Source organism: Nocardia sp. NPDC051981 (genome assembly GCF_040680715.1).
Classification (GTDB): domain Bacteria; phylum Actinomycetota; class Actinomycetes; order Mycobacteriales; family Mycobacteriaceae; genus Nocardia.
In genome coordinates, this window is the sequence record NZ_JBFAXK010000028.1 from 1 (window position 1) to 25,356 (window position 25,356).

Here is a 25,356-nt window from a genome sequence, read left to right on the forward strand (position 1 = left end):
ACCCTGGTGCCTCAGGTCTACCGGTGATGGTGTGGATCCAAGGCGGCACCTACCTGGAAAACCACACCCGCAACCCGCATTACGACGCCGCCCTGCTCGCCAGGACCGGTGTGGTGGTGGTCAGTATGAACTATCGCGTCGGCGCCGACGGCTTCGCACGCATCGACGGCGCTCCGGACAACCGCGGCATTCTCGACCAGATCACTGCACTGCGTTGGGTCCAGGACAACATCGCGGTCTTCGGCGGCGACCCGGCCAACGTCACTGTCTTCGGCCAGTCCGCCGGCGGTGCGTGTATCGCCGCACTATTGGTGATGCCGTCGGCGACCGGGCTGTTCCGGCGGGCGATCAGCCAGAGCATGCCCGGCACCTACTTCACCCCGCAGTTGGCCACCGTGATCGCGGAGACGATCACCGAACACCTCGGGGTCCGAGCCACCGTCGACGACCTCGCCCGCGTGACGCCGCGGGCCCTGACCGACGCGACAGCGGCCGTGATCGCGAGAATGCCTGAGTTCGTCGATACCTGGGGCCCGATGGCCCTCACGCCCACACCGTTTTCTCCCGTGGTCGACGGCGACATTCTGCCGTGCACGCCGTGGAGTGGGCTCGCCGGCGGGGCTGCACGCGATATCGACGTGCTCGTCGGCCACACCCGCGACGAATTCCGGCTCTACACAACACGACCCGGTAGCGAACCGACCACACCGCAGATCGCCGTCGCATTCCAGCATCTCGCGCCGCTCGATGGTGAACAGCGCTACCGCATCGCCTACCCCGAGGCGACACCCGCCCAACGGTTCGAAATCCTCAACAGCGACTGGCTGTTCCGGATGCCGAGCCTGCACCTGGCCGATGCCGCGCATGCTGGCGGCGGATGCGTCTGGTTCTACGAACTGGCCTGGGGCTTCAACTCCCGACAGGGCGCCTCGCACTGCCTGGACTTCCTGCTCGTCTTCGGCACGCTCAGCCCCACGGAAGTCGCCGCGCACCCTCACGCCCATCCCAACGCCGCATACGAACTCACCCAGGTCGGCGATCAGATGCGCACCGACTGGGCAACTTTCGCCGCTAGCGGCGACCCGGGCTGGGCACCCTACAATCCATGCACCCGTACCACCCGCGTCTACGGCATCACGGCCACCGATCGGCCGTACCCGCACGAGCCCTCACGCCGCATCTGGGCCACGCACCGTTTCGACGCCCTCGAGCTGCTGGCCTGAAACACGCCCCTGTGTCGCCAGCAGCCGAAAAGGCCCCCAGATCTCACGGAGTTGGTCTTCCGCAGGGCCGCGCTGGCCGATCCGAACAGCGCGGTATGCGGCAAAATAGTGCGTTGGTGCACTACATCGCAGCGATGCTTCGGCCGATCGCCAGACATGAATGATCATGACTACTCGTCGTGATCGTCGTCCGCTCCATCGTTTGCCCATTCGTGATAGCGCGGATTCACCAGGCTCACGCTCACTACCTGAGTGCTGAGCGCGAGCTTGATCACAACTGTTCCGGTTTCCCAGGTGATCTCATGGCGGAGGTCTTCATCAACCTCCTCGCCGAGTGGAACGCCCAGCTCGCTGCCGATCAGATCCCGTAACTGCTCGAAGGCCCGGATCAAGTAAGCATCGGGCTCGATCAACCGGGCATCCTGCTCATCCGAGTCCTCGTCATCGGCGATATCCGTCACCCAAGCCACTATCCACTCGATGGTCTCGCCAGCATCAGCGAGGACGCGTATCACATTGTGACTGAAGAAGGCATGCGCCTTCGGAACTGACACCTCAAGATCCGTTTCGATCGAAGCGCCGTCGGGGCCTGAATGAATGACGGCCCAACCCACCTGGTCGCAGAACCGCTTCAAGTCCCCGTCCGCCCACGTCCAGTTGAAGGCACCAGCGGCATTGACGATACGAACGGCCCCATCGAGATCGGCTTGCATGCGCGGATGGTACAGCCCACGAATCGAGCGTCCGTGAGGGCGGATCGTGGTGGGATCCGCGCCAGTCCCCTCGCTCTGGCAAAGATGCCCATGCACCAAACTCGGCAGTAGCGGATGTTCTGCACCGTACCAGGTTCCGGATGCGAGCGCCTCAAGCTGGCCGGTTCGATCAGCGCGGTATGCCGCTTCCTAGAAAGTGGCGGGAAGGGCTGGGGCCGTCAATGACTCGCGGCAAGACCGACGAAAGGTGCTGGCCGAAGTGTTCGGGGATGGTGCAGCGCCCGATGCATGAGGCAGGCTGCCCGCAGGTGATCAGTGGGTGGGGTCGAGGTGTGTGTCGAGGAAGGTATGGAAGGTGTCGAGGACTGTGGTGGGATTCAGGGTTCCGGCGCCGAGGAAACCGTGGTCGGTGAGCGGGTAGATGATGCATTGGTGTGGTGCGCCGACGGCGGTGAGTGCTCGGTCGAGCAGCGTGCTTTGTCCCGGCGGGACGATGTGGTCGAGGCTGCCGTGCTGAATAAGCATGGGTGGGGTCGCGGGGCTGACGTAACTGAGTGGGCTGGCGGTGCGGCTGAGTTCGGGGCATTGGGTGGGCGGGCATCCCAGAAACGCCGCCTCGGGGCTGCCGACGCCGTGTGAGAGCGCGATCGGCGCGACTGCTTGACTGTCCATGCTCATGAAGTCGGTCGGCCCGTACCAGTCCACGGCGGCCTGGACGCTGCTGGAGACGCCGGTGAGGCCTTCGTCCCCTTCGAGAGCGGGGAGATCGCCGGTGGTGGCGAGCATGGCGGAGAACCATCCTCCGGCGGATTCGCCCCAGGCGGCGAAGCGGTGCGGGTCCAGATTCAATTCCTCGGCGTGGGCACGTAGCCAGCGCACGCCAGCCTTGACGTCGTGCAGGGGCAGCGGGAATTGCGCCTCGCCGGAGAGGCGGTAGTCCAGGCTGGCCACGGCGTATCCGCGGTCGACCAGATCGGCGAAAATGCTTCGAGGAAAACGGATCCCGCCGACGATGGGCAGCCAGCCCTCCTTGCCCATCAGGGCGAAGGCACCGCCGTGGATGTAGATCACCAGCGGTCGAGGGCCGGTCCAGCGTGGCGCCGGTGGCTGGAACAGATCGAGTGCGAGGTCTCGGCCCGCGCCGACGGTCGCGTAGACCAGGTTGTAGCGGGCCTGTCCGCCGTCGGCGAAGTCGACCGGCTGACCGGCCGCGGTGCGGGGCACGAACGCCCGTGCCACCAAGGCTGCTGCCGATTGGACAACGCCAAAAAATCTGAACCGGCTCACCGCGCGCACCTCGATCTTGTCGTGTAGGTGGCCGAACTTTAGTAGCCCCGGTGTGGCTGGTCGAGATTAGGATTTCGCTGAGTGAAAAACAGGAGGGTCCATGGCAGGCAACACCACGCCCGCGGGCGCCACAGTGATCTCCCGCGTTCTGGCGCTGCTGGGTGCCTTCGACGAGCATCACCGCCGCCTCACTCTCACCCAGCTCGCACGCCGCACCGGCCTGTCTCCCGCGACGGTGTACCGGCACACCGGAGAGCTCGTCGCCGGTGGTGTGCTGGCCCGAAACAGTCACGGCGAGTACATGATCGGCCACAAGATGTGGGAGCTCGGACTGCTGGCGCCGGTGCAGACCGACCTGCGCCAGGTCGCCTCGCCGTTCCTGCAGGATCTCTACGCGACCACTCGCGCGACCGTGCATCTCGCGATCCGAGAAGACACCGAAGTGCTGTATGTGGAACGGCTGTCGGGCAACGCGTCGGTGCCCGTACTCAGCTGGGCCGGAAGCAAACTCCCGCTGCACGCCACCGGCGTGGGGAAAGTGCTGCTGGCCTATGCACCACCACGGATCCGTGAGCGTGTCCTACAACAATTGCCCCGGTTCACCCCGTACACGGTGACCCAGCCCGCACGCCTCACCGCTCAACTGTCCGCGGTTCGCCGTCACGGCTACGCCACCACCGTCGAAGAGATGACGCTGGGGGCGTGCTCGGTCGCCGTCCCCGTCCACACTCCCGGCCGCGACACCGGTGACATCGCCGCATTGGGTATCGTGGTTCCCGCACTGCCCCGCGATCGCGCCCGCCTCACCGCGGCGCTGCACGTGACGGCACAAGGCATTTCACGCAGCCTGCCGCCGCCGACCGACCATCCCGGTCCGCAGGATGCTCCGAACTGGGGCGACGGTTGACAGCATCCCAAGGAGGCGCACCTGCGACCTGGGAGTCCCTGTTCGGCTGACGCTGTCTCACATCGCGACGCCCGCCAACGTTGGACCCCTCAGCGCTCACGCGCCCGTTCCGCAGCGCTTGTGCTCCATGAGCTGCAGGGTCACCCCGAACGTCGTCTGCGGCGCCGTGAAAATATAGTGGACCTCGTCGGTTTTGCGTTCGCCCTGCAAGACGATCCCTCGGCGTGTCAGTTCGGCTTTGGTGTTTTCGAGGTCGTCAACATCAATTACGAGATGGCCGATGACCGCAGTCTCGCCATCCTTGAGCTTCGGCATGCTGAAGCCGGCAGCGCGGGTCTCAATCAACTCCAAGCGCGTTTCACCGAATAGCAGAAATTGCAGGGCGAGGTCGCCGGCGAGAATTCGCTCGCCAACGGCTGTGCCATCAACGGTATCGCGCGCCTGAGCGATGGTTTCGCGCACGTCTTCTATGGGCTGTGGGCGTTCGAGGCCGACCACAAGGACAACCCGTGGTTCGCAATCTCGATGATTCCCTTTACAATCTGCATCCTGCGTTACGCGGTCGACGTAGATGGGGCCGGAGCCGGTGAACCCGGAGAGATCGTGCTGGGCGACCGCACTCTGCAGTCATTGGCCCTGGCGTGTGCCGCAACAATCGGTGTGGCCGTCTACCTCACCTGAGCAGACATATGGGGCACTTGCCGCACCATGAGCGGACCTCATGGCTTTGGCGCGGCACACCGACGACCTGGAATCGGCAATAGCGGACGTTCTGCGCCGCAGCGGGTTCCGACCGCCGGCGCCCCGCGCTGGCCGGTTCGGCCAGCGCGACCAGCGGCATTATCGTGCGATCGATAGCCCGAGCCGGGTTTGGCAGTGCTCTTTGTGCATTGCGTGCGAGTCGTTCAGATGTTGCCGGCGAAGTCGGCGATCGTGTTCACCATGGCTTGGACCATCTTCGGTCCGCCATGTCCTTCGTCGTCGATCAGGACGAATTGACTTCCCGGCCATGCCTTGTGCAGGTTCCAGGCCACTGCGGCCGGGCCGCTGACGTCGAGCTTGCCCTGAATCAGCACCGCGGGGATACCTCGCAACGCGGGCATTCCATCGAGCAGTGCTGATGGTGGCAGGAAGGCGGCGTGCTTCCAGTAGTGCACCACCAGAGTGGCGAACACTCGGCGCCAGTCCGGATCACGCTCAGCGAGCGCCGGTTTCGTGCCGAGAGACATGTGCGCGTCCTCCCAGGCCACCCATGCATCCACCGCCCGAGTCCGTACTTGTTCGTCGGCTGCGGTGAGTAACTCGTAGTAGGCGTCGACCAACCGCTGGCCAGGCTCAGCACCGGCGGCCGCACGGAATGCGTCCCACTCGACAGGGAACAGCTGTCCGACCGTCTCGGTGATCCATTCGACGGCATTGGGAGTGGTCAACGTGGTGGCCATGAGAGCCAGTTCGCTGACCGCGCTTGGATGCGATTGTGCATAGGCGAGGGCGAGCGTCGTACCCCAGGACACACCGTTGATAAGCCATCGCCGGATACCGAGATGGGTCCGCAACGCCTCGATGTCGGCGATCAAATGCGCCGTGGTATTGACCGAAAGAGTGGCCGCGTCTGCACGGGCCAGCGGCCGACTGCGACCACACCCGCGTTGCTCGAACCCGACTATCAGATAGGTGCGGGGATCGAACCAACGACGGTACCCCGAGCCCATCCCGGCGCCAGGCCCGCCGTGCAGATACAACGCCGGTTTACCGTCGGGATTCCCCGATGTCTCCCAATAGATCTCGTGCCCGTCGCCGACCGGGAGCATCCCCGTCGCAAACGGCTCAATCGGCTTGAGAGTCGAATCGCCCGTCACAGCGCGACCCTACCGGCACAACACTGCGCGCAAAGCAATGCGGGCTGAGCGCCGGCCGCTGTGGACCGCGCGGTATGCGGCATGAGCGTGTGTTTGTTTCCGCGGCTACTCGGTCTCCTGTCTTGCAGGTGTCGCCGCGAGCGCGATCAGGTGCTCGAGAGCGGCAATGGTGTCCAGTTTGCCCAGGTGCGCGAAAGCAACGCGAAGCCATCGCACTTCGGTGCGGGTTGTTTTCGGCGGCTCCGAGGACAACAGCGCGGCAAGCTTGTCCGGAAGTCCCAATTCGGAAGCCGTAAGCTCGGGGGCCGACGGGTCGTACTCGACATGAAAGATGTAGCGCTCATTCGAGTACCGCCTAACGCGGGTTCGCAGCCGAATCTCAACCAGGCGTCCCGCGATACGTCCCCGCAACTGGACCACTGCCCGCGTGTCCTTGACCGTCTCGAGCTGGGGAAACTGCATGACTAATGCGTCGTGCCGTGCGGACACTGCGGCAGCGCGCCGGATCTGCCATGGACCAGCCGCTTTGACCCGTTCGATGCAGGAAAAGCACAGCCAGCCTGAGTTGTTTCCCCGGACTCTCGGGTTCTTCGGCCACACATGGCTGGTCCATACTGTCGTACCGCATATCCCGCATCGCATGTCGGTGAGCACTCCGGCACGATACGGTCGAGCATCCCGAATAGCAGCTTGATTTCCTACGCACCGCATCCCGTGCTTACGCCATTCGGCAGTAGCAGATGTTTTGGGCCGCCGTCGGTCTCGCCGAACCGGCCGCACCGCACTGGTCGGTTCGGTCAGCGCGGTATGCGGCATGAGCGTGCACTGCCATGCGCGAACCGATCGCAGTGCAACCGTTCTAAGCGCGCACTACGGCTGAGGAATTGGCGCAAAATTGCGATTCGACGGCCGATCGTGCGAGATTGGACCGTCATCCGCAACTCGGCAATAGCGGACGTTCTGCACCGCACCAGGTTCCAGCCGCCGGCGCCCCACGCTGGCCGGTCCGGTCAGCGCGGTATATGGCAATTGCGCACGTTTCTGTCGGCGGTTATCAAGCCGAACAGTACGTGATTCATCAGTCCAGATTGCTTGCCCGCCCAGTGCCGAAAGATCGCAGGGGGCGTTCTTTGCCGGTGTACCAGGCAGGAAGGAACTGCCCAAGCCCAGCGTTGCTCATGTCCGCGACGACTGCTGGTTCACAGTCCTAACGGACGCGGACACGCGCCCAATCGATCACGGGTCCATCCGCATCGCCAGAAGGGGACAAGACGATTGTCCGCACCCCCGCCGTACGTGGAGTCCAGGAGATCTTCAAGCCGATGACGTTGTCGACCATGTGGACCAGCCTGTCGATCGTGTCGTGGGGGTTGGCTTCCTTTTCCACGAGACCTACCGATCGATACCCACGAAGATCTCCCAGGTAGATGGTGTAGGTGGAACCTACCCGCAGATCCTCACCGCCCACCGTGAATAGTCCATAGTTGGAAGTGACGTCGGCCGAAGCCGCTGGCGCGGTCAGCCCGGTAGCGCACAGGCAGGCAAGGGTTGCGCCGACTACGGCGATCGCTTTCATGTGTTGCCTTCTTGTTTGTAATGTGTTCGCAGAGAACAGGTCTAAGGGATATCACAGGTTGGCGCTGCCATTCGATGGCAGGTCGCCCGGCGAGATCCCACCCCCACAGCGCAACGCCCTCCGCATGCTGTCGGCAGTAGTTTGCGGCACGGTCCGGTCGACCCACAGCCTCACGACTTTCGGCATTACAGGATGCGACAGACTGTCGGCTGCCAGGAGAACGGGACCTACGTCTGTGACGGCTACCTCACCGCCGGCGACATTGCGACAGTCGCGCGACATGTGGGTGGTGTCAGCCAGACTCGGCGCCACCAAGGAGATAGCAGCCATCGTCTCGCTGTCTCCTTGATTGATGAGGGGGACAGGCAGGGAGACACCCGGGCGACAGAGTTGTTTCCCATACGTCAGCCCTCACGACCTCAGGCACACGGCCGCATCTCTGGCGATCAGCGCCGGCGCGAACCCAAAGGCGGTGCAGACCATGCTCGGTCACAAGTCCGCGGCGATGACCCTGGACACCTACGCCGACCTGTTTCCGGACGACCTCGAATCCGTTGCGGATGCTCTCGACACTGCCGCGCGGTCCGCACTTGCGAAAGCTGCGGACACACTGCGGACGGGAACCGACGATCACCAATCCGAATAGCCCTGAAAACGCAAACCGCCCGCGATCTCTTCCGAGGTCACGGGCGGTTTTCTGTTATGTGGAGCTAAGGGGAATCGAACCCCTGACCTTCTCGATGCGAACGAGACGCGCTACCAACTGCGCTATAGCCCCGCGGGGACGTTTCCGGCCCGCGCTGGAGAACTTTAGCAGGTGGGATGGGGAGTCGACGAATCGGCTGGTTGGAGGCGGTTTCTGTGGATGGAGGTGGGCAGGTGCCCGGCGACCCGACTCATCGCTCTCCATTCAGGACTGAGGTGCCGGCCTGAGCCCTCAGCCCGAGCTCTCAGATGGGCTCGCTGTAGGAGTCGAGCACCCGCAGGAACAGGTCGAGGCGGTACTCGCGCACTGCCGGGTTGTCCGGTTCCAGCAGGCACTGGCCCAGCGTGCCGTCGTGCACTGCCACCAGTGCCCGGCCCAGTGCAGCTGGATCCGGTACCCGTCGGCCGTTGCGGCGCATGAGTGCGACCACCACGGGGATGAGGGCTGCGGCGATCGCCTCCTCTCGCGCCACCATCACCTGTCGCAACGCGGGATTGCGCAAAGCGTGGGCGGTGAATTCCGAGGTGATTCGAAACCACTTGTCATCCACCGGAACTGCCGCCAGCACCTGCTCGACCGCTCGCCGCGGATCGCCGCCCGCTCCGCCGGGCGTATCGAGCATCGCTGCCGCCTCGGCCAGCATCGACGCCGACCGCTGCTCCCACATGGCCAGGAACAATTCCTCCAGTGAGGTGAAGTTCGAATAGAACGCGCCCCGCGTGAATCCGGCCCGCTCGCACACCTGCTCGACCGAACACCGGCCGAATCCCTCCTCGGCGAAGGCCTCGAACGCCGCGTCCAGCAGCCGCTGCCGCGTCCCGGCCCGGCTACGGCGCGCCTTCACACCCCCGGCCGCCCCATCGGCAGCCGCCCCCTCCCGGTCGGATTCGTCATAGGCCCTGCTCACGCCCGCATCGTATCCGGTCCGGCGACCCCACCACCGAGAGCGCCGTGCCCCTGGCTGATGCACCCGCCCGTACCGTCGCCAGCGACCTTCGTGAGGGCCGAGTCCGGACAGTCGAATCGTGCCGCCCGGCTCGGTGACGGCGATCTCGCTGGATGCCGAGTCCGGACAGTCGAATCGTGCCGCCCGGCTCGGTGACGGCGATCTCGCCGGATGCCCAGTCTGGCCAGCCGAGCCGAGTCGCCCGCTCCGGGGCTGGTGACCTCATTGAATGCCAGACGTGGACAGCCGAATCGACCTGCCCGCCACGGTCGGCCGGGTTCAGGGGCGGTGGACAGGTAGGCCGGCGGCGTGGGCGGCGTCGGTGAGGACCTGCTCGAGCATGGCTGGGGTGAGGCGGCCGGTGAAGGTGTTCTGCTGGGAGGGGTGGTAGGTGCCGAACAGGTGGAGGGGGGCGCGGCCGGGGACGGCTGGGGCCAGCTCGATTCGGGCACCGTGGGTGAAGCGGGGCTTGGGTTTGGGTATGGCCCAGCCGGATTCGGCCAGGGCGGGCAGGAGGGCTTGCCAGCCCCAGCCGCCGAGGACGACGATCGCGCGGAGGGTGGGTGCCAGCAGGGTCAATTCGGTGGTCAGCCAGTGCCGGCAGGTGTCGCGCTCGGTGGGGGTGGGTTTGTTGTCGGGTGGGACGCAGTGGACCGGGGCGGTGACGCGGGTGCCGAGCAGTCGCAGGCCGTCGTCGGCGGAGACGCTGGTGGGCTGGTTGGCGAGACCGGCGGCGTGCATACAGGCGATGAGGACGTCGCCGCTGCGGTCACCGGTGAACATGCGGCCGGTGCGATTACCGCCGTGGGCGGCCGGCGCCAGGCCCACGATCAGCAGGCGGGCGTCCGCGGGACCGAAGCCGGGAACCGGCTTGCCCCAGTAATTTTCGTCACTGAAGGCGGCCCGTTTCTCGTGTGCGACCTGCTCGCGCCATGCCACCAGCCGGGGGCAGGCGCGACACGCGGTAAGTTCCGCGTCTAGCTGGGCAATTGTGCGGCACACAGGGGCGACTCAACCATAAAGCGCCCCCGACTGTGCGGCGGAGTGCCGGTGTGGCGGGCCGGGCATACTGTGCGCCGGTAGCCGAAAGTTAGCGATAGAAACGGAAGTGGGCCACACATGAGTGATCTCGTCGAACTCGGTACCCCTGTCGACGCGGCACAGAGTGTGGGAAACCTGCTGGGCGTGTTCGCATTCGGTGTGTCGGGCGCGCTGCTCGCGGTGCGTCGCCGCTTCGATGTGGTGGGCATCGCGGTGCTCGCGGTCGCCACCGCCACCGGCGGCGGTGTGATCCGTGACCTCGTCATCGGCCGTACGCCGCCGCTGGCTTTCGTCCAGGTCTCCTATGCCGGAGTCGCCCTGCTGGCCGCGGCCGTCATCTTCTTCTGGCATCCGCCGGTGCGCCTGGTCCGCACCCCGTTGAATATCGCCGACGCCATCGGCCTCGGCATCTTCTGTGTGACCGGTACCGTGACCGCCTTCCAGCACGGCATGTCGGCCACCTCGGCGGCGGCGCTTGGCCTGGTGACCGCGGTGGGCGGCGGTGTGATCCGCGATGTTCTGGCCGGTGTCACCCCCAGCGTGCTCAGCGACGGCGAGTTGTACGCCGTGCCGGCCCTGCTCGGTTCCGCGGCGACGGCGCTGCTGCTGCACTACGGCCAATACACATATTGGACAGGCGGATTGGCTGGGGCGGGCGCGGTCGGCCTGCGCCTGATCGCGCTGTTCCGGCACTGGCACGCCCCGATGGCCCGCCCGCACCGCCGCCGCGACGGGTGAGCGACGCGCCCGCGCGCGGGGGAGACGAGCACCTGAGTCGTGTCGCCGGGTACGGTCCGGGCTGATTGATAGCATGGCGAAGGCTTGGCCGACTGGCTGTGAATCACACCTCGAGAGAGTTTCCATCCAATGCAGTTCGAGATCGTCGAGCGGGACGAGACGTGGGTTGCCGGGTTGCCGGTGCGCAGTCCCAAACGTGCGCTCGGTGAACTGCGCGACCACGATCTGGAAGTGGCCTGGGCCGCGGTCCTGCACCAGGAACTCGGTGGTCCGCTGGCCTCGGCCTACACCGACTACGCGGCCGAGCTCGGCACCTACAACACCCAGATCGTCGGCTACCAGTGCGGCTCGCTCGACGAGGTGACCCGCGGCCACGTGGTGGCCCGCCTGCCGCGCGGCACCTACGCCCGCTTCTCCTCGGTCGGCAACTTCCCCCAGGTGATGACCGATCTGTGGACGCAGATCGCCTACGCGGAGGAACACAAGCAGATCAAGCGCATTCACACCGGCGACTTCGAGACCTACCCGCACGCGTACAAGATCGATTTGTACCTGGCGGTCGAGCCGTCATGACCTATTCGATCGTGGTCCGGCCCGGCGGGGTCTACGGCGGCCTGGTGGTTCCGCGGGTGCGCCCCAGCTTCAAGGTCTCCAACAGCGAGCTCATCGAGTTCCTGCGCGACCGCCTGCGTGATCGGGAGGGCGCCGAGCGCCCGCTGGCCACCGTCTACGTTCCCGACCCCGCCGGCAACTACAACGTGCTGGTCTCCTACGAGTACCAGGGGCCCGACGACGTCCCGGTCGGCGACGTCCTCATCCGCGTCCCCAAGGGCGTCTACGCCCGCTTCCGGCCCAATGGCGATTATCACGATCCGGCCGAGGACGTCTGGGCTCAGGTCGACGACGCGACCGCTTCCGCCGAGATCACCCGCGCCTACCGCGAGGAGATCGAGATCTGGCACGGCACCACCGAACTGGAGCTTTTCATCTCCATCCTGGTGTGATTGCTAACTATTAACCGGATGGGTACCAACCGGTCTTGTCGTTGTATTTCATGACTGATAGCAATGGTTTGACCGGGAGAGATTGCTGGATCCACCTATGGGTTTCGGAGCATTTGCCGGTTGCCTGGACAATTTCAGTTCGCTGACGGATACTCCCCTAGGTGCCCGTGCCGGGCATGGCCGATACACGGCCATATCGGGCGGGGACACAGGAGGATCGCGCGACCTCAGCGCATTAGTGGAGCGGAACTTTATGGCAGTCGAACCGGTCTCGCTCGTCCCGGCGGAAGGGCCTGGTGACGGCATGTTCCAATCTACGGATCCGCAGTCGGGGTACACATTCGTGATCGGTCCGCCGCAGGCGGATCTCCGCTTGTGGCGCCGGTGTATGGACGGTGCGCGTGAGGTTTACCGCCAGTTCGGCACTGAGGAAGCGCTCGAATACGACAAAGTGATCGACGGTCGCTCCACCACACTTTTCGGTGTCGCGCTGGACTCGGACGGCCGGGCCATCGCGGGCATGCGCGTCTCGGGTCCGTACCGGCATGTCGACGAGGTGCACGCGGTGGCCAGTTGGGCGGGATTGCCCGGTGAGATCGCCTTCCGGCGGATGGTTGCCGATCAGATTCCCGAGGGTGTGATCGAGGGTAAGGCCGGCTGGACCGCGCGTGATGTCGAACACCGCGGCGCCCTGGTCGACTGGATCGCCCGGGCATACGTCCACTCGATGGTGCTGCTCGGCGTGCGATACCAGGTCGGCGTGGCGCCCGAACATGCCCTCCGGTGTTACCGCAGCAGCGGCGCGCGCGTGGCGTGGTGGATCCCGGCCTCCTCGTATCCTGACGACCGCTATCGCACCGTGCCGGTGTGGTACGACATGCAGACCTATCGGTCCGTGGCAACGGAATCTCAGATCCGGCTGATGGATGCCGAATTGTCGGAATTCATGGAATCGGGCCAGGAATTGCCGACCACCTGGGTCCCGAGTGAGGGCCTCGCGTAACAATGGAATCGGATCTACTCGCGGCCGGCGAATACCGACCGCTATTGCTCGATGAATCGAATCCCCGGGACGCCGATCGGCTCACCGCATTACGTGCCGATTCGACAATTGAATTTTCAGATTTGCGCGATTTGCTGCGCGCCGAATTCGAATCCCTGATCGCCCCGCCGGAATTGTCCGAGGGGCCGGAATTCGATCGCTGGGTCTTCTACCCGTGGCGGAATGTCGTCCTCGGACTGCCCGGCCCGCAACTGCTGCGGGTAGTCCGTCTCGATCGCAACCGCAACAATCTCACCTACGCCGAACAGGAACGACTGGGCACCCTGTCCGTCGGCGTGGTCGGCCAGAGCGTCGGCCACGCGGTCGCGTACACCCTTGCGCTGGAAGGCATCTGTGGCCGGCTGCGGCTTGCGGACTTCGACGCAGTCGAACTGATCAATCTGAATCGCCTTCCCGGCACCCTGTTCGATATCGGCCAGAACAAGGCGGTGGTCACCGCCCGGCGGATCGCCGAGCTCGATCCGTACCTGCCGGTGGAGGTGTGGCAGGAGGGTGTGACCGACGAAAACCTCGAGGCGTTCCTCACGGATCTGTCGATCGTGGTCGACGAATGCGACTCCTTCGACATCAAACTCGCGCTGCGCGAGGGCGCCCGCAATCGCCGGATACCTCTGCTCATGCAGACCAGCGACCGTGGTCTGCTCGATGTGGAACGGTTCGACCTGGAGCCGGAACGGCCGCCGTTCCACGGGCTGATCGGCGATATCGGCACCGCCGAGCTGCGCGGGCTGACCCCTCGGGAGAAAGCGCCGTACCTCATTCGCATCCTGGACGGCCGCAACCTGTCCAGCCGTGGCGCGGCCAGCATGGTCGAGCTGGGCGAAAGCCTCAACAGCTGGCCGCAACTCGGCTCGGAGGTACTGCACGGCGGTTCCAGCGTCGCGACCGCGGTGCGCCGTCTCGGCCTGGGCCTGAAGCTGCCGTCCGGCCGGACCCGGCTGGACCTGGAGCGCAGCCTCGACAGGCTCGCCGAACCGGACCCGTTCGACGATCTGGTCTGGGCCGAGCTGCCGCCCGAGGAGCCCGCCCCGGAGTCCGGAATCGCAGCCGTCCTGTTCTGTGCCCAGCGTGCGCCCTCGGTGGGCAATGCACAGCCGTGGACCCTTGGTGTCGATGCTGGGTCCGTCACGATTTCCCTTGCGCCCGAACGCTCGTCGATCGTGGACATCGCCTACCGCGGCAGCGCGATGGCGGTGGGGGCGGCGCTGTACAACGCCAAGGCCGCAGCTGCCGCACTCGGCATTCTCGGGGACAGCGAGTTCCGTGTCGACGGACCGGGACGGCTCGCGGCGGTGCTGCGGCCGGGAACGAACACCGATCCGGTGCTGGCCCGCGACTACCCGGCCTTGCTCGCGCGCCGAACAAATCGGCACTTCGGCAGCGGTGCGCCGATGCCCGCACCGGCGCTGGAAGCCTTGTCCGCCGTCGCCGCGGATGCCGGTGTGGTGCTGCGCTCGGTGACCGATCCCGCCGATATCGAGGGCCTTGCCCTGCTGCTCGGCGAGTCCGACCGGGTCCGATATCTGACACCCCGCATGCATCGGGAGATGCTGTCCGAACTGCGGTGGCCGGGTGATGACGCGCGGACCGGCATGGACCTGCGCACCCTGGATCTCGCCGCCGACGAATTGGCCAAGCTCGAGATCGCCCGCCGGGCCGATGTCATGGAGCTGGTGCGTGCCTGGGAGGGCGGTTTCGCGCTGGGTGAGTCTTCCCGCGGCCGGATCCGGACCAGCTCGGCCGTGGTGGCCGTGACCTTCCCCGCGCCGCTGCCGGACGACACGGCCGAATTGGTGGCCTACGCACGGGCCGGGGAGGCCGTTCAGCGGGTGTGGATCGAGGCCGAACGGCACGGTCTCGCGGTCCAGCCGGTCTCGCCGGCTTTCCTGTACGTGCGACGCCCCGAGGAAGTGCACAGGGTTTCCCCGGAGTTCGCCGATACACTAACGTCAGTTCAGGGCCGCTTCCTGGGCCTGTTGGGAGTGCCTGACAACGAGACAATGGCGGTGGTGCTTCGCCTCAGCTATGCGGTGGCGCCCACGGTTCGAAGCAGGCGACTTCCGATACCGGGCGCGGAAACCCGCGGTTAGCGTGATCGGAGAATAACGGTGCCTCGGCGAACACTCGACTCACTGGTGACCCAGGTCGCCTCGGAGTTGATGGCAGTCGACGCTACGACTATGGCGTCGGCGAGTGAGCGGGTGCTGTCCTGGCTGGTCGAGCATTTCGATGTTGATTTCAGTTTCCTGCGCTACACGGACCAGAAGCAGCGGGCCTCGATCCTGATCGCGGAATGGCCGCCCCGGCCGGTGGCCGTCGACCCGGATCCGCTGCGGGTGGCCTACTTCGACCAGACCAATTCGGTGTTCGCCCAGTTCGAACACGCGACCGAGCCCATGGTGCTGCGGGACAGTGGCGAGTTCCCCGACTATCAGCAGTTCATCCTGGAATCGACGGGGTATTCACAGGTGTCCGCCGCCGCCGTGCCGCTGGTGTCGCGTGACATGTCCACGGGTCTGCTCGGTTTCATCAAGGTCGGCGATCGTGACTGGAGCACCCGGGAAGTCAATGTGCTCAAGGCGATCGCCGCCTTGTTCGCCCAGTTGCAAGCACGCGTGGAGGCCGAGGAACGGCTCCGCTATATCGCCATGCACGACGATCTGACCGGACTGGCGAATCGGCGGGCGCTGCTCGAGCACATGGAGGAGCGGCTCAGACCCGGACGGCCGGGGCCGGTGGCGGCGTTCTTCCTGGATCTGGATCGGCTGAAGGCGCTCAACGACTTTCTCGGGCACACGGCCGGGGATAATTTCATCCGCACGCTCGCCACGCGGTTGCGCGAGAATCTGGATCCGGGTGACGTGATCGCCCGGCTGGGCGGCGACGAGTTCGTGATCGTGCCGGCCAAGCCGATGGACGCGGGGGCGGCCGAGCGGGAGGCGAGCCGGATTCAGCAGCTCATCGCGCGGCGGGTGACCGTCGGCGAGGAGACGGTGAGCCGGGGCGCGAGCGTCGGCGTGGCGCTCGGTATTCCGGGCGAGACCACGGTCGCCGACGTGCTGCGGCGCGCGGATCATGCGCTGCTGTCGGCCAAGTCGAGCGGCGGCAACGGGGTCGCGGTGTTCACCGATGCCATGCGCGCGCAGTTCGAGCTGCAGGACGACGTGGAGTTGAATCTGCGCGGCGCGGTGTCGGACGGTTCGCTGGTGCTGCACTATCAGCCCGAGGTGGATCTGCGCACCGGCCGGGTGGTCGCGCTGGAGGCCCTGGTACGCTGGCAGCATCCGACGCGCGGGCTGCTGCCGCCCGGTGCGTTCGTGGGTGTCGCGGAGGCCACCAATCTGGCGGGGGAGCTGGGTCGCTGGGTGATCCGCACGGCCGCCGAGCAGTTCGCGCAGTGGCGGCGGCGGGGGCTGGCGTCGAATGTGGTGATCCGGATCAATGTGTCTCCGGTGCAGCTGGTTTCGCTGGATTTCGTGGAGACCATCGAGGGCATCCTGCGGCGGTACGGCATCGACGGGTCGTCGGTGTGCCTGGAGATCACCGAACATGTTGTGGTGCAGGATCTTGCGCGCACGCAGGTGACCCTGCGCGGGTTGAAGCGGATGGGCGTGCAGATCGCCATCGACGACTTCGGGACGGGGTATTCCTCGCTGTCGCACCTGAAGGCGCTGCCGGTGGACGCGGTGAAGATCGACCGGGGTTTCGTGCAGCGGCTGGGTGCCAGCGCCGATGATCTGGCGATCGTGAAATCGATTGTGGGGCTGGCGGGTTCGTTCGGTCTCGGGGTGGTCGGCGAGGGTGTCGAGACCACCGTGGCGGCGCGCACGCTGGTGGCGCTGGGCTGCTACCGCGCGCAGGGGTTCCTGATCGCGCGGCCCATGCCGGGCGGGGAGGTCGAGGAGCATCTGGCGGCGGGGCGGATCGCGCTGGATCTGGACCTGCCGGGGACCAGCCGGTCGGTGCTGCCGGGGCCGTCCTGAGTCAGGGTCCGGCGATCCGGGGGTCACGGTCCGGCGGTCCGGATGGGCGCGACTCCCTAACGTCCCCGCACCGCGCGCGGAAATCCCGGACCGGGGTGCGTGCGCCCAGGAAAATAGGGGCGTAACGGGTACTCGCCCGGCTCGCGAACAGGATTGTTCGCGTAGTAGCGTGCGGTCTGACAGGGCTGTCGAAGTGAGGGATGGATCGACGTGCGTGATCGTAGCCTGAGGGGCAAGAAGACTTTGATTACCGGCGCGGCGAGCGGCATCGGCCGGGCGACGGCACTCGCGGCGGCTCGCAGGGGCGCGCGGCTGGTGCTCACCGATGTCAATGCCGAGGGGCTGGACGCGACCGTCGAAACCATCCGTTCCACCGGCGGCATCGTCGAGGTCGCCACCGCCCTCGACATCAGCGACTATGACGCTGTCACCGCCTTCGCGGAGAAGGTGCACGAGGAGCTCGGCTCGCTGGACGTGGTGATGAACATCGCCGGTATCTCCACCTGGGGGACGGTGGAGAATCTCGAGCACCGCCACTGGAAACGCCTGGTCGATGTGAACCTCATGGGCCCCATCCATGTCATCGAGAACTTCGTGCCGCCCATGATCGAGGCGAAACGCGGTGGTGCGCTGGTCAATGTGTCCTCGGCCGCCGGTCTGATGGCCTTCCCCTGGCATGCCGCCTACAGCGCCAGCAAGTTCGGCCTGCGCGGCGTGTCGGAGGTGCTGCGTTTCGATCTGGCGCGACACGACATCGACGTCCACCTGGTGGTGCCCGGCGCGGTCGACACGCCGCTGGTGCAGACCGTGGACATCGTCGGCGTGGATCGCGACGACCCGCGAATCCAGGCCTGGATCAAGCGCTTCCGCCACCACGCCAAGTCGCCCGACCAGGTGGCCGAGGCGATCCTGCGCGGTGTCGAGAAGGGCACCTACCTGATCCACACCCAGTTCGACATCCGGTTCGGCTACTGGTGGTCCCGCAAGTTCGCCTGGCCCTACGAGTTCGCCATGCGCCGCGCCAACGACCTGTTCACCTCGTTCCTGCCGCGCCAGTAGTCACGCCTGGTCGGGCGCGGGGGCGCAGACGGCCTTGGCGCAGTTCTCGGCGGCGTGGGTGTCCAGCACGCGCGCGCCGGGGCCCTCGTCGCCGAGGCGGTCGTGGGCATTGAAGATCTTGCAGACGCCCAGTGAGAGGCAGCCGCAGCCGATGCAGCCGGTGAGGTTGTCGCGCAGCCGGATCAGCTGTTCGATCCGGTCGTCGAGGTCGGCGCGCCAGGTGGTGGAGAGGGTCTCCCAGTCGCGGCGGGTGGGGTTGCGGCCGTCGGGGAGGTTGTCGAGGGCGCGGCGGATCTCGGCCAGCGGAATGCCGACCCGCTGTGAGATGCGGATGAAGGCCACCCGGCGCAGGGTTTCCCGGGGGTAGCGGCGCTGGTTCCCGCTGGTGCGGCGGGCCGTGATCAGGCCCTCTCGTTCGTAGAAATGCAAGGCGGACACCGAAACTCCGGCTCGCTGGGCGAGCTGACCGGGGGTCAGCTCCTTCGCCTGCCACGACGCGGTCTGCATACCTGAACATTACTCCAGGTTTTTCGCCGGTGCGACTCCAGGGTTCTCCCGGGGGCGACTCGAGACGCGAATTCCATGCCATCCGTGCCGCGGGGAACTACCGTCATGTCATGGGAACAAAGGCCGCACCCACGGCGCGACCGTTTTCCGTGACCTCGGAGGTCGGCGCGCTGCGCACGGTGCTGTTACACCGGCCGGGCGACGAGCTGCGCCGGCTCACCCCGCGCAACAACGACCAGTTGCTCTTCGACGCCATTCCCTGGGTCGAGCGTGCCCAGCAGGAACACGACATCTTCGCCGAGGTGTTGCGCGGGCGTGGCGTGGAGGTGCTGCTGCTGGCCGATGTGCTGACCGAGACCATCCAGGTCAGCGGCGCCGCGCGGGTACAGGGCATCTCGGGTGCGGTGGACGCGCGGCGGCTCGGGCACCTGCTCGCCGACGAGCTGGCGGCCTACCTGCGCGGGGTGCCCGCGCCGGAACTGGCGCAGATCCTCATGTCCGGCATGACATTCGACGAGCTGCCCTTCGGGGCGGACGCCACCTCGCTGGTGCGGCGCATGCACCACGGGCACGACTTCGTCATCGACCCGCTGCCCAATCTGCTGTTCACCCGGGACTCCTCCTTCTGGATCGGGCCGCGGGTGGCCATCACCTCGCTGGCGCTGCCGGCCCGCGCTCGCGAAACCTCGCTCACCGACCTGATTTACGCGTTCCACCCCCGCTTCCTGGGCGTGCGGCGGGCCTACGAATCGCACACCGCGCCGATCGAGGGCGGCGATGTGCTGTTGCTCGCGCCGGGCGTGGTGGCGGTCGGGGTGGGGGAGCGCACTACGGCGGCGGGCGCGGAAGCCTTGGCGCGCAGCCTGTTCGAGGACGATCTGGCGCGCACCGTGCTCGTGGTGCCGATCGCCCAGACCCGGGCGACCATGCATCTCGACACCGTCTGCACCATGGTGGACGTCGACGCGGTGGTCATGTACCCCGCCATCCAGGATGAGTTGTGCGCCTTCACCATTCGTAAGCAGGAGGGGCACGGGGTGAGCATCTCCGGCCCGGATCCCTTCCTGCGCGTGGCCGCCGAGGCCATGGGCATCGGCAAGCTGCGGGTGGTCGACACCGGTCTGGACGGCGTCACCGCCGAGCGGGAGCAGTGGGACGACGGCAACAACACCCTCGCCCTGGCCCCCGGCGTGGTGGTCGCCTACGAGCGCAACGAGAACACCAATGCGCGGCTCGAAGATGCCGGAATCGAGGTGCTGCGCATCCCCGGCTCCGAATTGGGTTCCGGCCGTGGCGGTCCGCGCTGCCTGTCCTGCCCGCTGTCGCGTGACGAGGTGTGATGAAGCCATGCTGGACATCCCGGTCGACCACCACTCGACGGTCCCGCCCTACGAGCAGCTGCGCCAGGGCATCATTACCCGGGTCCGCTCCGGCGAACTGGCGGCCGGGACCAAGATTCCCACGGTCCGGGCGCTGGCGGCGACGCTGAAGCTGGCCCCGAACACCGTGGCCCGCGCCTACCGAGAGCTCGAGCAGGACGGCGTCCTCGAAACCCGCGGCCGCCTGGGCTCTTTCATCGCCTCCTCCGGCGACCCCACCCGTGACCTGGCCGGCCGCGCCGCCACCGAGTATGTCGGGGTGATCCGCCGACTCGGCCTCGACGACGCGGCAGCCGTCCGCTATCTGCATGCGGCGCTCGGCGAAACTCCTACCGCTCCTTAGTTTCGGTGGATCCGCGCCGAGCAACTACCTGGGGGTTAGGGGGCTTGGCCCCAAGTCTTTCGGGGGTGCGGGGGTTACCCCCACGACCTGACGTCAGTCCTACCGCCAGCTCGGGAGCCAGAGGTGGTCGTGCCAGTTGCCCGGGGTGATGGGCTGGGCGGTCAGGATCGGCCAGAGCCAGATGAAATTGGCGATGACCAGGGCCAGGTAGAGGCTGACCAGTAGCAGGCCCAGGCCTTGTCGTTCACTGAGCGGCGTGAAGTGCTGCCAGCCGGGGGCTCCCGACAGCCGACGCCCTAGGGGCGGGGCGTGGCCGAGGATGTCGCCGAGCGCCAGCGCCACACCCATGGCCAGGAACGGGGCCAGCGGCACCGCGTAGAAGTAGTACATCTGGCGGTCGAGGTCCAGGAACCAGGGCAGGATGCCCGCACCGTAGCCGACCAGGACCGCCGCGTAGCGCCAGTCGCGGCGCACCGCGCTGCGCCACAGCGCCCACGCCAGCATGGGGAAGGCCACCCACCACAGCGCCGGGGTGCCGATCGCCATCACGGCCTTCACACAGGTGGGCTGGCCGCAGCCGGTCACATTGGTGTCGGCGTAGTAGTAGAGCATCGGCCGCAGGCCCATGGGCCAGGTCCACGGCTTGGATTCCCAGGGATGGTGATTGCCGGCGGAATTGGTGAGCTGCGAGTGGAAGGTGAGCACCTCGCCGCCGTAGTACCAGAGCCCGCGCAGCGCGCTCGGCACCCAGGAGAAGTCGCCGCCGCGTCCGACCTTCACCCCGACCGCGTACCGGTCGTAGCTGGTCTCGTTGGCGAACCAGCCCCAGAAGGAGGCCAGGTACACGAATACCGGGATGACGGCGAGCGCGTAGACGGTGGGCCCGAGATCCCGTCTGGCCACTCCCCACCACGGCCGCTGCACCCGGTAGCCGCGGCGGGCCGAGAGATCGAAGGCCAGTGACAGCGCGGCGAAACCGATGATCCAGTACGCGCCGGACCATTTGGTGCCGCAGGCCAGCCCGAGCAGGACGCCCGCTCCGAAGCGCCACCAGCGCACCCCGAATCGCGGCCCGTACGGGCTGTCGTCGATGCGGCCCTGCGCGGCCACCAGCGCGATGCGCGCCCGGATGTCGTCGCGGTCCACCACCAGGCAGCCGAAAGCCGCTGTCACGAACAGGGCTTGGAAGATGTCGAGCATGCCGATGCGGGACGACACGAAGGTGAGCCCGTCGCAGATGATCAGAATGCCCGCGAACGCGCCGATCAGCGTGGACCGGGTCATTCGCCGGACGATGCGGATCACCAGCAGCACGATCAGCGTTCCGGAGACGGCCGCGGTGAACCGCCACCCCCACGGGGAGTAGCCGAAGATGGCCTCGCCCAGCGCGATCATCTGCTTGCCCACCGGCGGGTGCACTACGAGCCCGTAGCCCGGGTTGTCCTCCACGCCGCCGCCGGTGAGCACCTGCCAGCCCTGCGGCGCGTAATGCTTCTCGTCGAAGACGGGCGTGTGCAGATCGGTCGGATAGTTCAGGAACAGGAACCGGGTGATGGCGGCGACGGCTGTGAGGAACAGCGTGACCACCCACCCCCGAGCCCAGTCCGTGGGCCCGAAATCGGGTGAGGGCACCAGCGGAGCCGGACTCGACAGCGCCGCCGTCTCCGCCCCCACCGCTGCCGGTCGCACGTCGGTCACCTGGGTCACGCCGTCGATCGTAAGCGGTACCCGCCCCCGAGTCCCGCCGCGGTGAGGATGGAGGTTGGCGGCGCCGGTCGAGCGCATCGATAGAGTCGGGGGCGAGTTGGCGGACCTTTCGAGGAGTAGGAGCACCATGAGCGCGGAGCCGAGTGCCGCCGGACGGCTGGTCTTGGCGGCCACTCCCATGGGCGATATCGGCGATGCCTCGCAGCGGCTGCGGGACGCGCTGGCGACCGCCGAGGTGGTGGCCGCCGAGGACACGCGCCGGACCCGGTCACTGGCCAAGGCCCTGGACATCGAGATCACCGGCCGGGTGGTGAGCTTCTACGACCACGTGGAGACCGCCCGGATCCCGATGCTGCTCGAGGAGATCGAGTCCGGTCGTACCGTGCTGCTCGTCACCGATGCCGGGATGCCGTCGGTGAGCGATCCGGGCTATCGGATGGTGGCGGCCTGCGTGGAGCGCGGCCTCCCGATCACCTGTCTGCCGGGCCCGTCCGCGGTGACCACCGCGCTCGCGCTGTCCGGCCTCCCGGTCGAGCGGTTCTGTTTCGACGGCTTCCCGCCCCGCAAGTCCGGTCAGCGCAAGGAATGGCTGCGGACGCTCACCGCGGAGTCGCGGGCCGTCGTGTTCTTCGAGGCCCCGCACCGTCTTGCGGACTGCCTGGCCGATGCGGTCGAGGTGCTCGGCGCGGAGCGCCGCGCCGCGGTGTGCCGCGAGCTCACCAAGACCTACGAGGAGGTCGTGCGCGGCACGCTGGCCGAGCTGGCGGCGTGGGCGGTCGAGGGCGCGCGGGGGGAGATCACCGTGGTTCTCGAAGGCGCGCAACCGGTTTCCGCCGAGCCCGCCGACCTGGTGGGCCAGGTGGAGGCGCTGATCGGTTCCGGGCTGCGGCTCAAGGACGCGTGCGCCGAGGTCTCCGCGGCCACGGGGGCCTCGCGCCGCGAACTCTACGACGCGGTGCTCGCCGCGCGGGCCGCCGGGTAGCCGGGCAGGGCTCGGGTAGCCGCGCAGGGCTCGGGACTGGCTCTCGAGTCTGATATCGCGGTGCGGGAATCACTCTCGGGTGTGAGGACCGTCGAGAATCGCGGTGCGACCATCGCGAGGTGATCTCGAATGAGGTGCGCCGGTCGGGAAGTATCGGCGCGATGGTCGGCGCCTACGTGGTGCTGGCGTTTCTGGCGTCCGGAGTTCTGCTTGTGGTGCAGGCGAATTCGGGGATCGACCCGGCGGCGTTGTCGTTGACGCAATTCGGGCCCGCGGTGGCGGTGGGGGTGGTGGCCCTGGTGTGGCGGCAGCGCCTGGCCGCCCTGCTGCCCGCGCCGGTGTCGTGGGACGTGGTGCGCGGACATGGGGTGGCGGTGGTGGTTTCGTGTGCGGCCACCGGCCTGCTGACCGCCGCCATGGCCTCCGACTCGATGAAGTTGCACGGTCCGGTGGCGGTGGGCGGGGTGCCCTTCGCGGTGTTCATGCTGCTCCAGCTGGTCGGGGCGGCGGGGGAGGAGGCGGGCTGGCGCGGATTCCTGCAGCCGGTGCTGGAGGCGCGGTATGCCCGGCCGGTGGCGATCGGGATCACCGGCGTGGTCTGGGCGATGTGGCATGTGCAGGCGTTCGCGGCGGGACCGGCGGTGGCGGCGGCGTTCCTGGCGGCGGTGCTCGGATTCGCCTGTGTGCTGGGGTTTCTCGCGGTCGGCGGTTACTCGCAGCGGGTGCTGATCGGCACCGTCGGGCACTGGCTGATCAATGTGGCGCTGTACTTGGTGATGGGGGACGACACACTGGGCCTGCCGCAGCTGTACTACTACGCTGCTGCGGCGCTGATCGTCGGTGCGGCCGTGTGGATTTCGCGCCGGGGATCGGGCGCCCGCGCAGCCGGATGATCGGCAGACGGCCGAGATTTGTGCACTCCGAGTGCATGCAGCGGCTGGGGTGGCCGATGGCGGGACCCGTCAACCCGGCCGCTGTTAGAGTGCCCGATCATGGTGCACGAAACAGATGTCCCGGCAGGCGAATTGGCGATCGAGCCGTTCGTGCTGACCGATGACTTCTATCAGCACCCGCACGCCGCATACGACCTGCTGCGTGCGCGGGGGCCCGCGCATTTCGTGCGTTTCCCGGACGGCGGCACCGGCTGGCTGATCACCGACTACGGGGCGGCCAAGGCGGCCTTCCTGGATCCTGCCATCAGCAAGGCCCTCAAATCCGAGGGCGCGCGCACGGCCCTGGCGGGTGATGGCGCGGGCGCCCAGGCGGCCGGCGCCATGTTCGGCGACATGATGCTCTTCTACGACCCGCCGGAGCACACCCGCCTGCGCACCCTGGTGAACCGGGCCTTCAGCGGCCGTGCCGTGCGTGAATTGGCCTCGCGCATCACCGAATTGGCCGACGACCTGCTCGCCGACCTGGCCGCCGATGCCGCCGTCGATCAGGATCTGCTGGACCGCTACGCCTTCCCGCTGCCCATGCTGGTCATCTGCGAACTGCTCGGTGTGCCCCACGCGGATCGCGACGACTTCCGCGCCTGGTCCACCACCCTGGTCTCCAATGACGAGACCGTCGAGGCCCGCGCGGCCGCGGTACAGCGGTTCCTCGCCTACATCGATCAGCTCATCAACGCCAAGCGCGACGAGCCCTCCGATGACCTGCTCTCCGAACTCATCTCGGCCGGCGAGGACGGCGACCGGCTCTCGCACCGCGAGCTGATCAGCATGGTGTTCCTGCTGCTGGTCGCGGGTTTCGAGACTACCGTGAACCTCATTTCGAACGCGGTCGCGATCCTGCTGACGGACAAGGACGTCCGGACCACACTGGCCGACACCCCGGATCGGGTACCGGATTTCGTGGAGGAGGTGTTGCGCTACGAGTCGCCGGCGAGCGAGGCCACCTTCCGCTACACCACCGTCCCGGTCACCCTGGGCGGCGTCGAAATCCCTGCCGGCCAGCGCCTTCTGGTGTCCATGGCCGCCGCCGACCGCGACCCGGCCCGCTTCGCCGATCCGCACCGCGTGGACCTGGATCGCACCGATAAGAACCATCTCGCCTTCGGCCACGGCGTCCACCGCTGTGTCGGCGCGCCCCTGGCGCGCATGGAGGGCGGAATCGCGCTGAGCCGCTTGCTCGCGGCCTACCCGGATCTGGAATTGGCCGCCGGAGCGGAACTGACCTGGCGCAAATCCCTGATCGTGCGAGGTCTCACCGCCCTGCCGGTGCGGCTTCGCCCCTGAACCGGGCGCCGGCCCGTCGAGATGTGCGCACGACGAAGGGGGTTGTGCGCCCATCTCCGCGGGCCGACGCGCGCCGGCCGAATCGGTTTCCGCCGG

The 25,356-nt window shown here is 67.1% G+C and carries 24 protein-coding genes, 1 tRNA gene and 2 pseudogenes; 16 read left to right on the forward strand and 11 right to left on the reverse strand.

What is annotated here, in order from left to right; all coding sequences use genetic code 11:
- A partial coding sequence (locus AB0L60_RS34280) for a carboxylesterase family protein (protein WP_364622864.1) occupies window positions 1–1,223 on the forward strand: 1,223 nt, incomplete at its 5' end.
- 170 nt (window positions 1,224–1,393) lie between these two features.
- Here AB0L60_RS34280 and AB0L60_RS34285 read toward each other — a convergent pair.
- A complete protein-coding gene (locus AB0L60_RS34285) occupies window positions 1,394–1,936 on the reverse strand; it encodes a DUF6301 family protein (RefSeq protein WP_364622867.1) in 543 nt (180 codons plus the stop codon).
- Window positions 1,937–2,248: 312 nt separating this feature from the next.
- The gene (locus AB0L60_RS34290; RefSeq protein WP_364622869.1) at window positions 2,249–3,175 is read right to left on the reverse strand and encodes an alpha/beta hydrolase; all 927 of its coding nucleotides are present in this window, start codon (window positions 3,173–3,175) and stop codon (window positions 2,249–2,251) included.
- 148 nt (window positions 3,176–3,323) lie between these two features.
- Here AB0L60_RS34290 and AB0L60_RS34295 point away from each other — a divergent pair, with 148 nt between their 5' ends.
- Entirely contained in the window at window positions 3,324–4,130 is an 807-nt protein-coding gene (locus AB0L60_RS34295) for an IclR family transcriptional regulator (protein ID WP_364622872.1), read from the forward strand.
- Between the two features lie 96 nt (window positions 4,131–4,226).
- Here the strand turns inward: AB0L60_RS34295 and AB0L60_RS34300 are convergent, their stop codons facing one another.
- Window positions 4,227–4,592, reverse strand: coding sequence for a VOC family protein (locus AB0L60_RS34300; RefSeq protein WP_364623171.1), 366 nt, complete (start codon window positions 4,590–4,592; stop codon window positions 4,227–4,229).
- On the opposite strand from AB0L60_RS34300, the pseudogene AB0L60_RS34305 reads away from it, so the two are divergent.
- Window positions 4,593–4,811: pseudogene (locus AB0L60_RS34305) on the forward strand (decaprenyl-phosphate phosphoribosyltransferase); the annotation flags it as partial.
- Between the two features lie 224 nt (window positions 4,812–5,035).
- Here AB0L60_RS34305 and pip read toward each other — a convergent pair.
- From pip to AB0L60_RS34320, 3 genes are all read right to left on the reverse strand, one after another.
- Window positions 5,036–5,989 carry a prolyl aminopeptidase gene (pip, locus tag AB0L60_RS34310; RefSeq protein ID WP_364622875.1) on the reverse strand — a complete coding sequence of 318 codons (954 nt, stop codon included), beginning with the start codon at window positions 5,987–5,989 and terminating at the stop codon, window positions 5,036–5,038.
- Between the two features lie 105 nt (window positions 5,990–6,094).
- Window positions 6,095–6,643, reverse strand: coding sequence for a hypothetical protein (locus AB0L60_RS34315; protein ID WP_364622878.1), 549 nt, complete (start codon window positions 6,641–6,643; stop codon window positions 6,095–6,097).
- Window positions 6,644–7,196: 553 nt separating this feature from the next.
- Window positions 7,197–7,565 (reverse strand): hypothetical protein, encoded by a 369-nt coding sequence (locus AB0L60_RS34320; protein WP_364622881.1) that lies wholly within the window; start codon window positions 7,563–7,565, stop codon window positions 7,197–7,199.
- Between the two features lie 394 nt (window positions 7,566–7,959).
- Between AB0L60_RS34320 and AB0L60_RS34325 the strand changes: the two are divergent.
- Window positions 7,960–8,211: pseudogene (locus tag AB0L60_RS34325) on the forward strand (tyrosine-type recombinase/integrase); the annotation flags it as partial.
- 59 nt (window positions 8,212–8,270) lie between these two features.
- Here AB0L60_RS34325 and AB0L60_RS34330 read toward each other — a convergent pair.
- From AB0L60_RS34330 to AB0L60_RS34340, 3 genes are all read right to left on the reverse strand, one after another.
- Window positions 8,271–8,343: transfer RNA gene (locus AB0L60_RS34330), tRNA-Ala, on the reverse strand.
- 172 nt (window positions 8,344–8,515) lie between these two features.
- Window positions 8,516–9,115: a TetR family transcriptional regulator gene (locus AB0L60_RS34335; protein WP_364623152.1), complete on the reverse strand. Its 600-nt coding sequence runs from the start codon at window positions 9,113–9,115 to the stop codon at window positions 8,516–8,518.
- Window positions 9,116–9,496: 381 nt separating this feature from the next.
- Window positions 9,497–10,219 carry a uracil-DNA glycosylase gene (locus tag AB0L60_RS34340; protein ID WP_364622884.1) on the reverse strand — a complete coding sequence of 241 codons (723 nt, stop codon included), beginning with the start codon at window positions 10,217–10,219 and terminating at the stop codon, window positions 9,497–9,499.
- A gap of 117 nt (window positions 10,220–10,336) precedes the next feature.
- Here AB0L60_RS34340 and AB0L60_RS34345 point away from each other — a divergent pair, with 117 nt between their 5' ends.
- The 7 genes from AB0L60_RS34345 (at window position 10,337) to AB0L60_RS34375 (ending at window position 18,105) form a co-directional block, all read left to right on the forward strand.
- A complete protein-coding gene (locus AB0L60_RS34345) occupies window positions 10,337–10,996 on the forward strand; it encodes a trimeric intracellular cation channel family protein (protein WP_364622887.1) in 660 nt (219 codons plus the stop codon).
- Window positions 10,997–11,125: 129 nt separating this feature from the next.
- Entirely contained in the window at window positions 11,126–11,569 is a 444-nt protein-coding gene (locus tag AB0L60_RS34350) for a GyrI-like domain-containing protein (protein WP_040861458.1), read from the forward strand.
- Window positions 11,566–12,000 (forward strand): effector binding domain-containing protein, encoded by a 435-nt coding sequence (locus tag AB0L60_RS34355; protein ID WP_364622892.1) that lies wholly within the window; start codon window positions 11,566–11,568, stop codon window positions 11,998–12,000. Before AB0L60_RS34350 ends, AB0L60_RS34355 begins: the two co-directional genes overlap by 4 nt.
- Window positions 12,001–12,097: 97 nt before the next feature.
- Window positions 12,098–13,003 carry a hypothetical protein gene (locus AB0L60_RS34360; RefSeq protein WP_364622895.1) on the forward strand — a complete coding sequence of 302 codons (906 nt, stop codon included), beginning with the start codon at window positions 12,098–12,100 and terminating at the stop codon, window positions 13,001–13,003.
- A 2-nt stretch (window positions 13,004–13,005) separates the two neighbouring features.
- Complete coding sequence (locus AB0L60_RS34365; RefSeq protein WP_364622897.1) at window positions 13,006–15,153, forward strand: Rv1355c family protein; 2,148 nt, start codon at window positions 13,006–13,008, stop codon at window positions 15,151–15,153.
- A gap of 69 nt (window positions 15,154–15,222) precedes the next feature.
- The gene (locus AB0L60_RS34370; RefSeq protein ID WP_364623155.1) at window positions 15,223–17,046 is read left to right on the forward strand and encodes a sensor domain-containing phosphodiesterase; all 1,824 of its coding nucleotides are present in this window, start codon (window positions 15,223–15,225) and stop codon (window positions 17,044–17,046) included.
- Between the two features lie 210 nt (window positions 17,047–17,256).
- Entirely contained in the window at window positions 17,257–18,105 is an 849-nt protein-coding gene (locus tag AB0L60_RS34375) for an SDR family oxidoreductase (protein WP_364622899.1), read from the forward strand.
- On the opposite strand, the gene soxR is transcribed toward AB0L60_RS34375, so the two are convergent.
- Window positions 18,106–18,612, reverse strand: coding sequence for a redox-sensitive transcriptional activator SoxR (gene soxR / locus AB0L60_RS34380; RefSeq protein ID WP_364622902.1), 507 nt, complete (start codon window positions 18,610–18,612; stop codon window positions 18,106–18,108).
- A gap of 110 nt (window positions 18,613–18,722) precedes the next feature.
- On the opposite strand from soxR, the gene arcA reads away from it, so the two are divergent.
- Window positions 18,723–19,952: an arginine deiminase gene (arcA, locus tag AB0L60_RS34385; RefSeq protein WP_364622905.1), complete on the forward strand. Its 1,230-nt coding sequence runs from the start codon at window positions 18,723–18,725 to the stop codon at window positions 19,950–19,952.
- Window positions 19,953–19,959: 7 nt separating this feature from the next.
- Window positions 19,960–20,334 (forward strand): GntR family transcriptional regulator, encoded by a 375-nt coding sequence (locus tag AB0L60_RS34390; protein WP_364622908.1) that lies wholly within the window; start codon window positions 19,960–19,962, stop codon window positions 20,332–20,334.
- A gap of 99 nt (window positions 20,335–20,433) precedes the next feature.
- Here the strand turns inward: AB0L60_RS34390 and AB0L60_RS34395 are convergent, their stop codons facing one another.
- Window positions 20,434–21,987 (reverse strand): phospholipid carrier-dependent glycosyltransferase, encoded by a 1,554-nt coding sequence (locus AB0L60_RS34395; protein ID WP_364623158.1) that lies wholly within the window; start codon window positions 21,985–21,987, stop codon window positions 20,434–20,436.
- Window positions 21,988–22,168: 181 nt separating this feature from the next.
- Between AB0L60_RS34395 and rsmI the strand changes: the two genes are divergently transcribed.
- From rsmI to AB0L60_RS34410, 3 genes are all read left to right on the forward strand, one after another.
- Window positions 22,169–23,023: a 16S rRNA (cytidine(1402)-2'-O)-methyltransferase gene (gene rsmI / locus AB0L60_RS34400; RefSeq protein ID WP_364622911.1), complete on the forward strand. Its 855-nt coding sequence runs from the start codon at window positions 22,169–22,171 to the stop codon at window positions 23,021–23,023.
- Between the two features lie 119 nt (window positions 23,024–23,142).
- Window positions 23,143–23,916, forward strand: a complete 774-nt coding sequence (locus AB0L60_RS34405) for a type II CAAX endopeptidase family protein (RefSeq protein ID WP_364622914.1) — start codon at window positions 23,143–23,145, stop codon at window positions 23,914–23,916.
- Between the two features lie 99 nt (window positions 23,917–24,015).
- Window positions 24,016–25,260: a cytochrome P450 gene (locus tag AB0L60_RS34410; RefSeq protein WP_364622917.1), complete on the forward strand. Its 1,245-nt coding sequence runs from the start codon at window positions 24,016–24,018 to the stop codon at window positions 25,258–25,260.
- Window positions 25,261–25,356 lie beyond the last annotated feature (96 nt).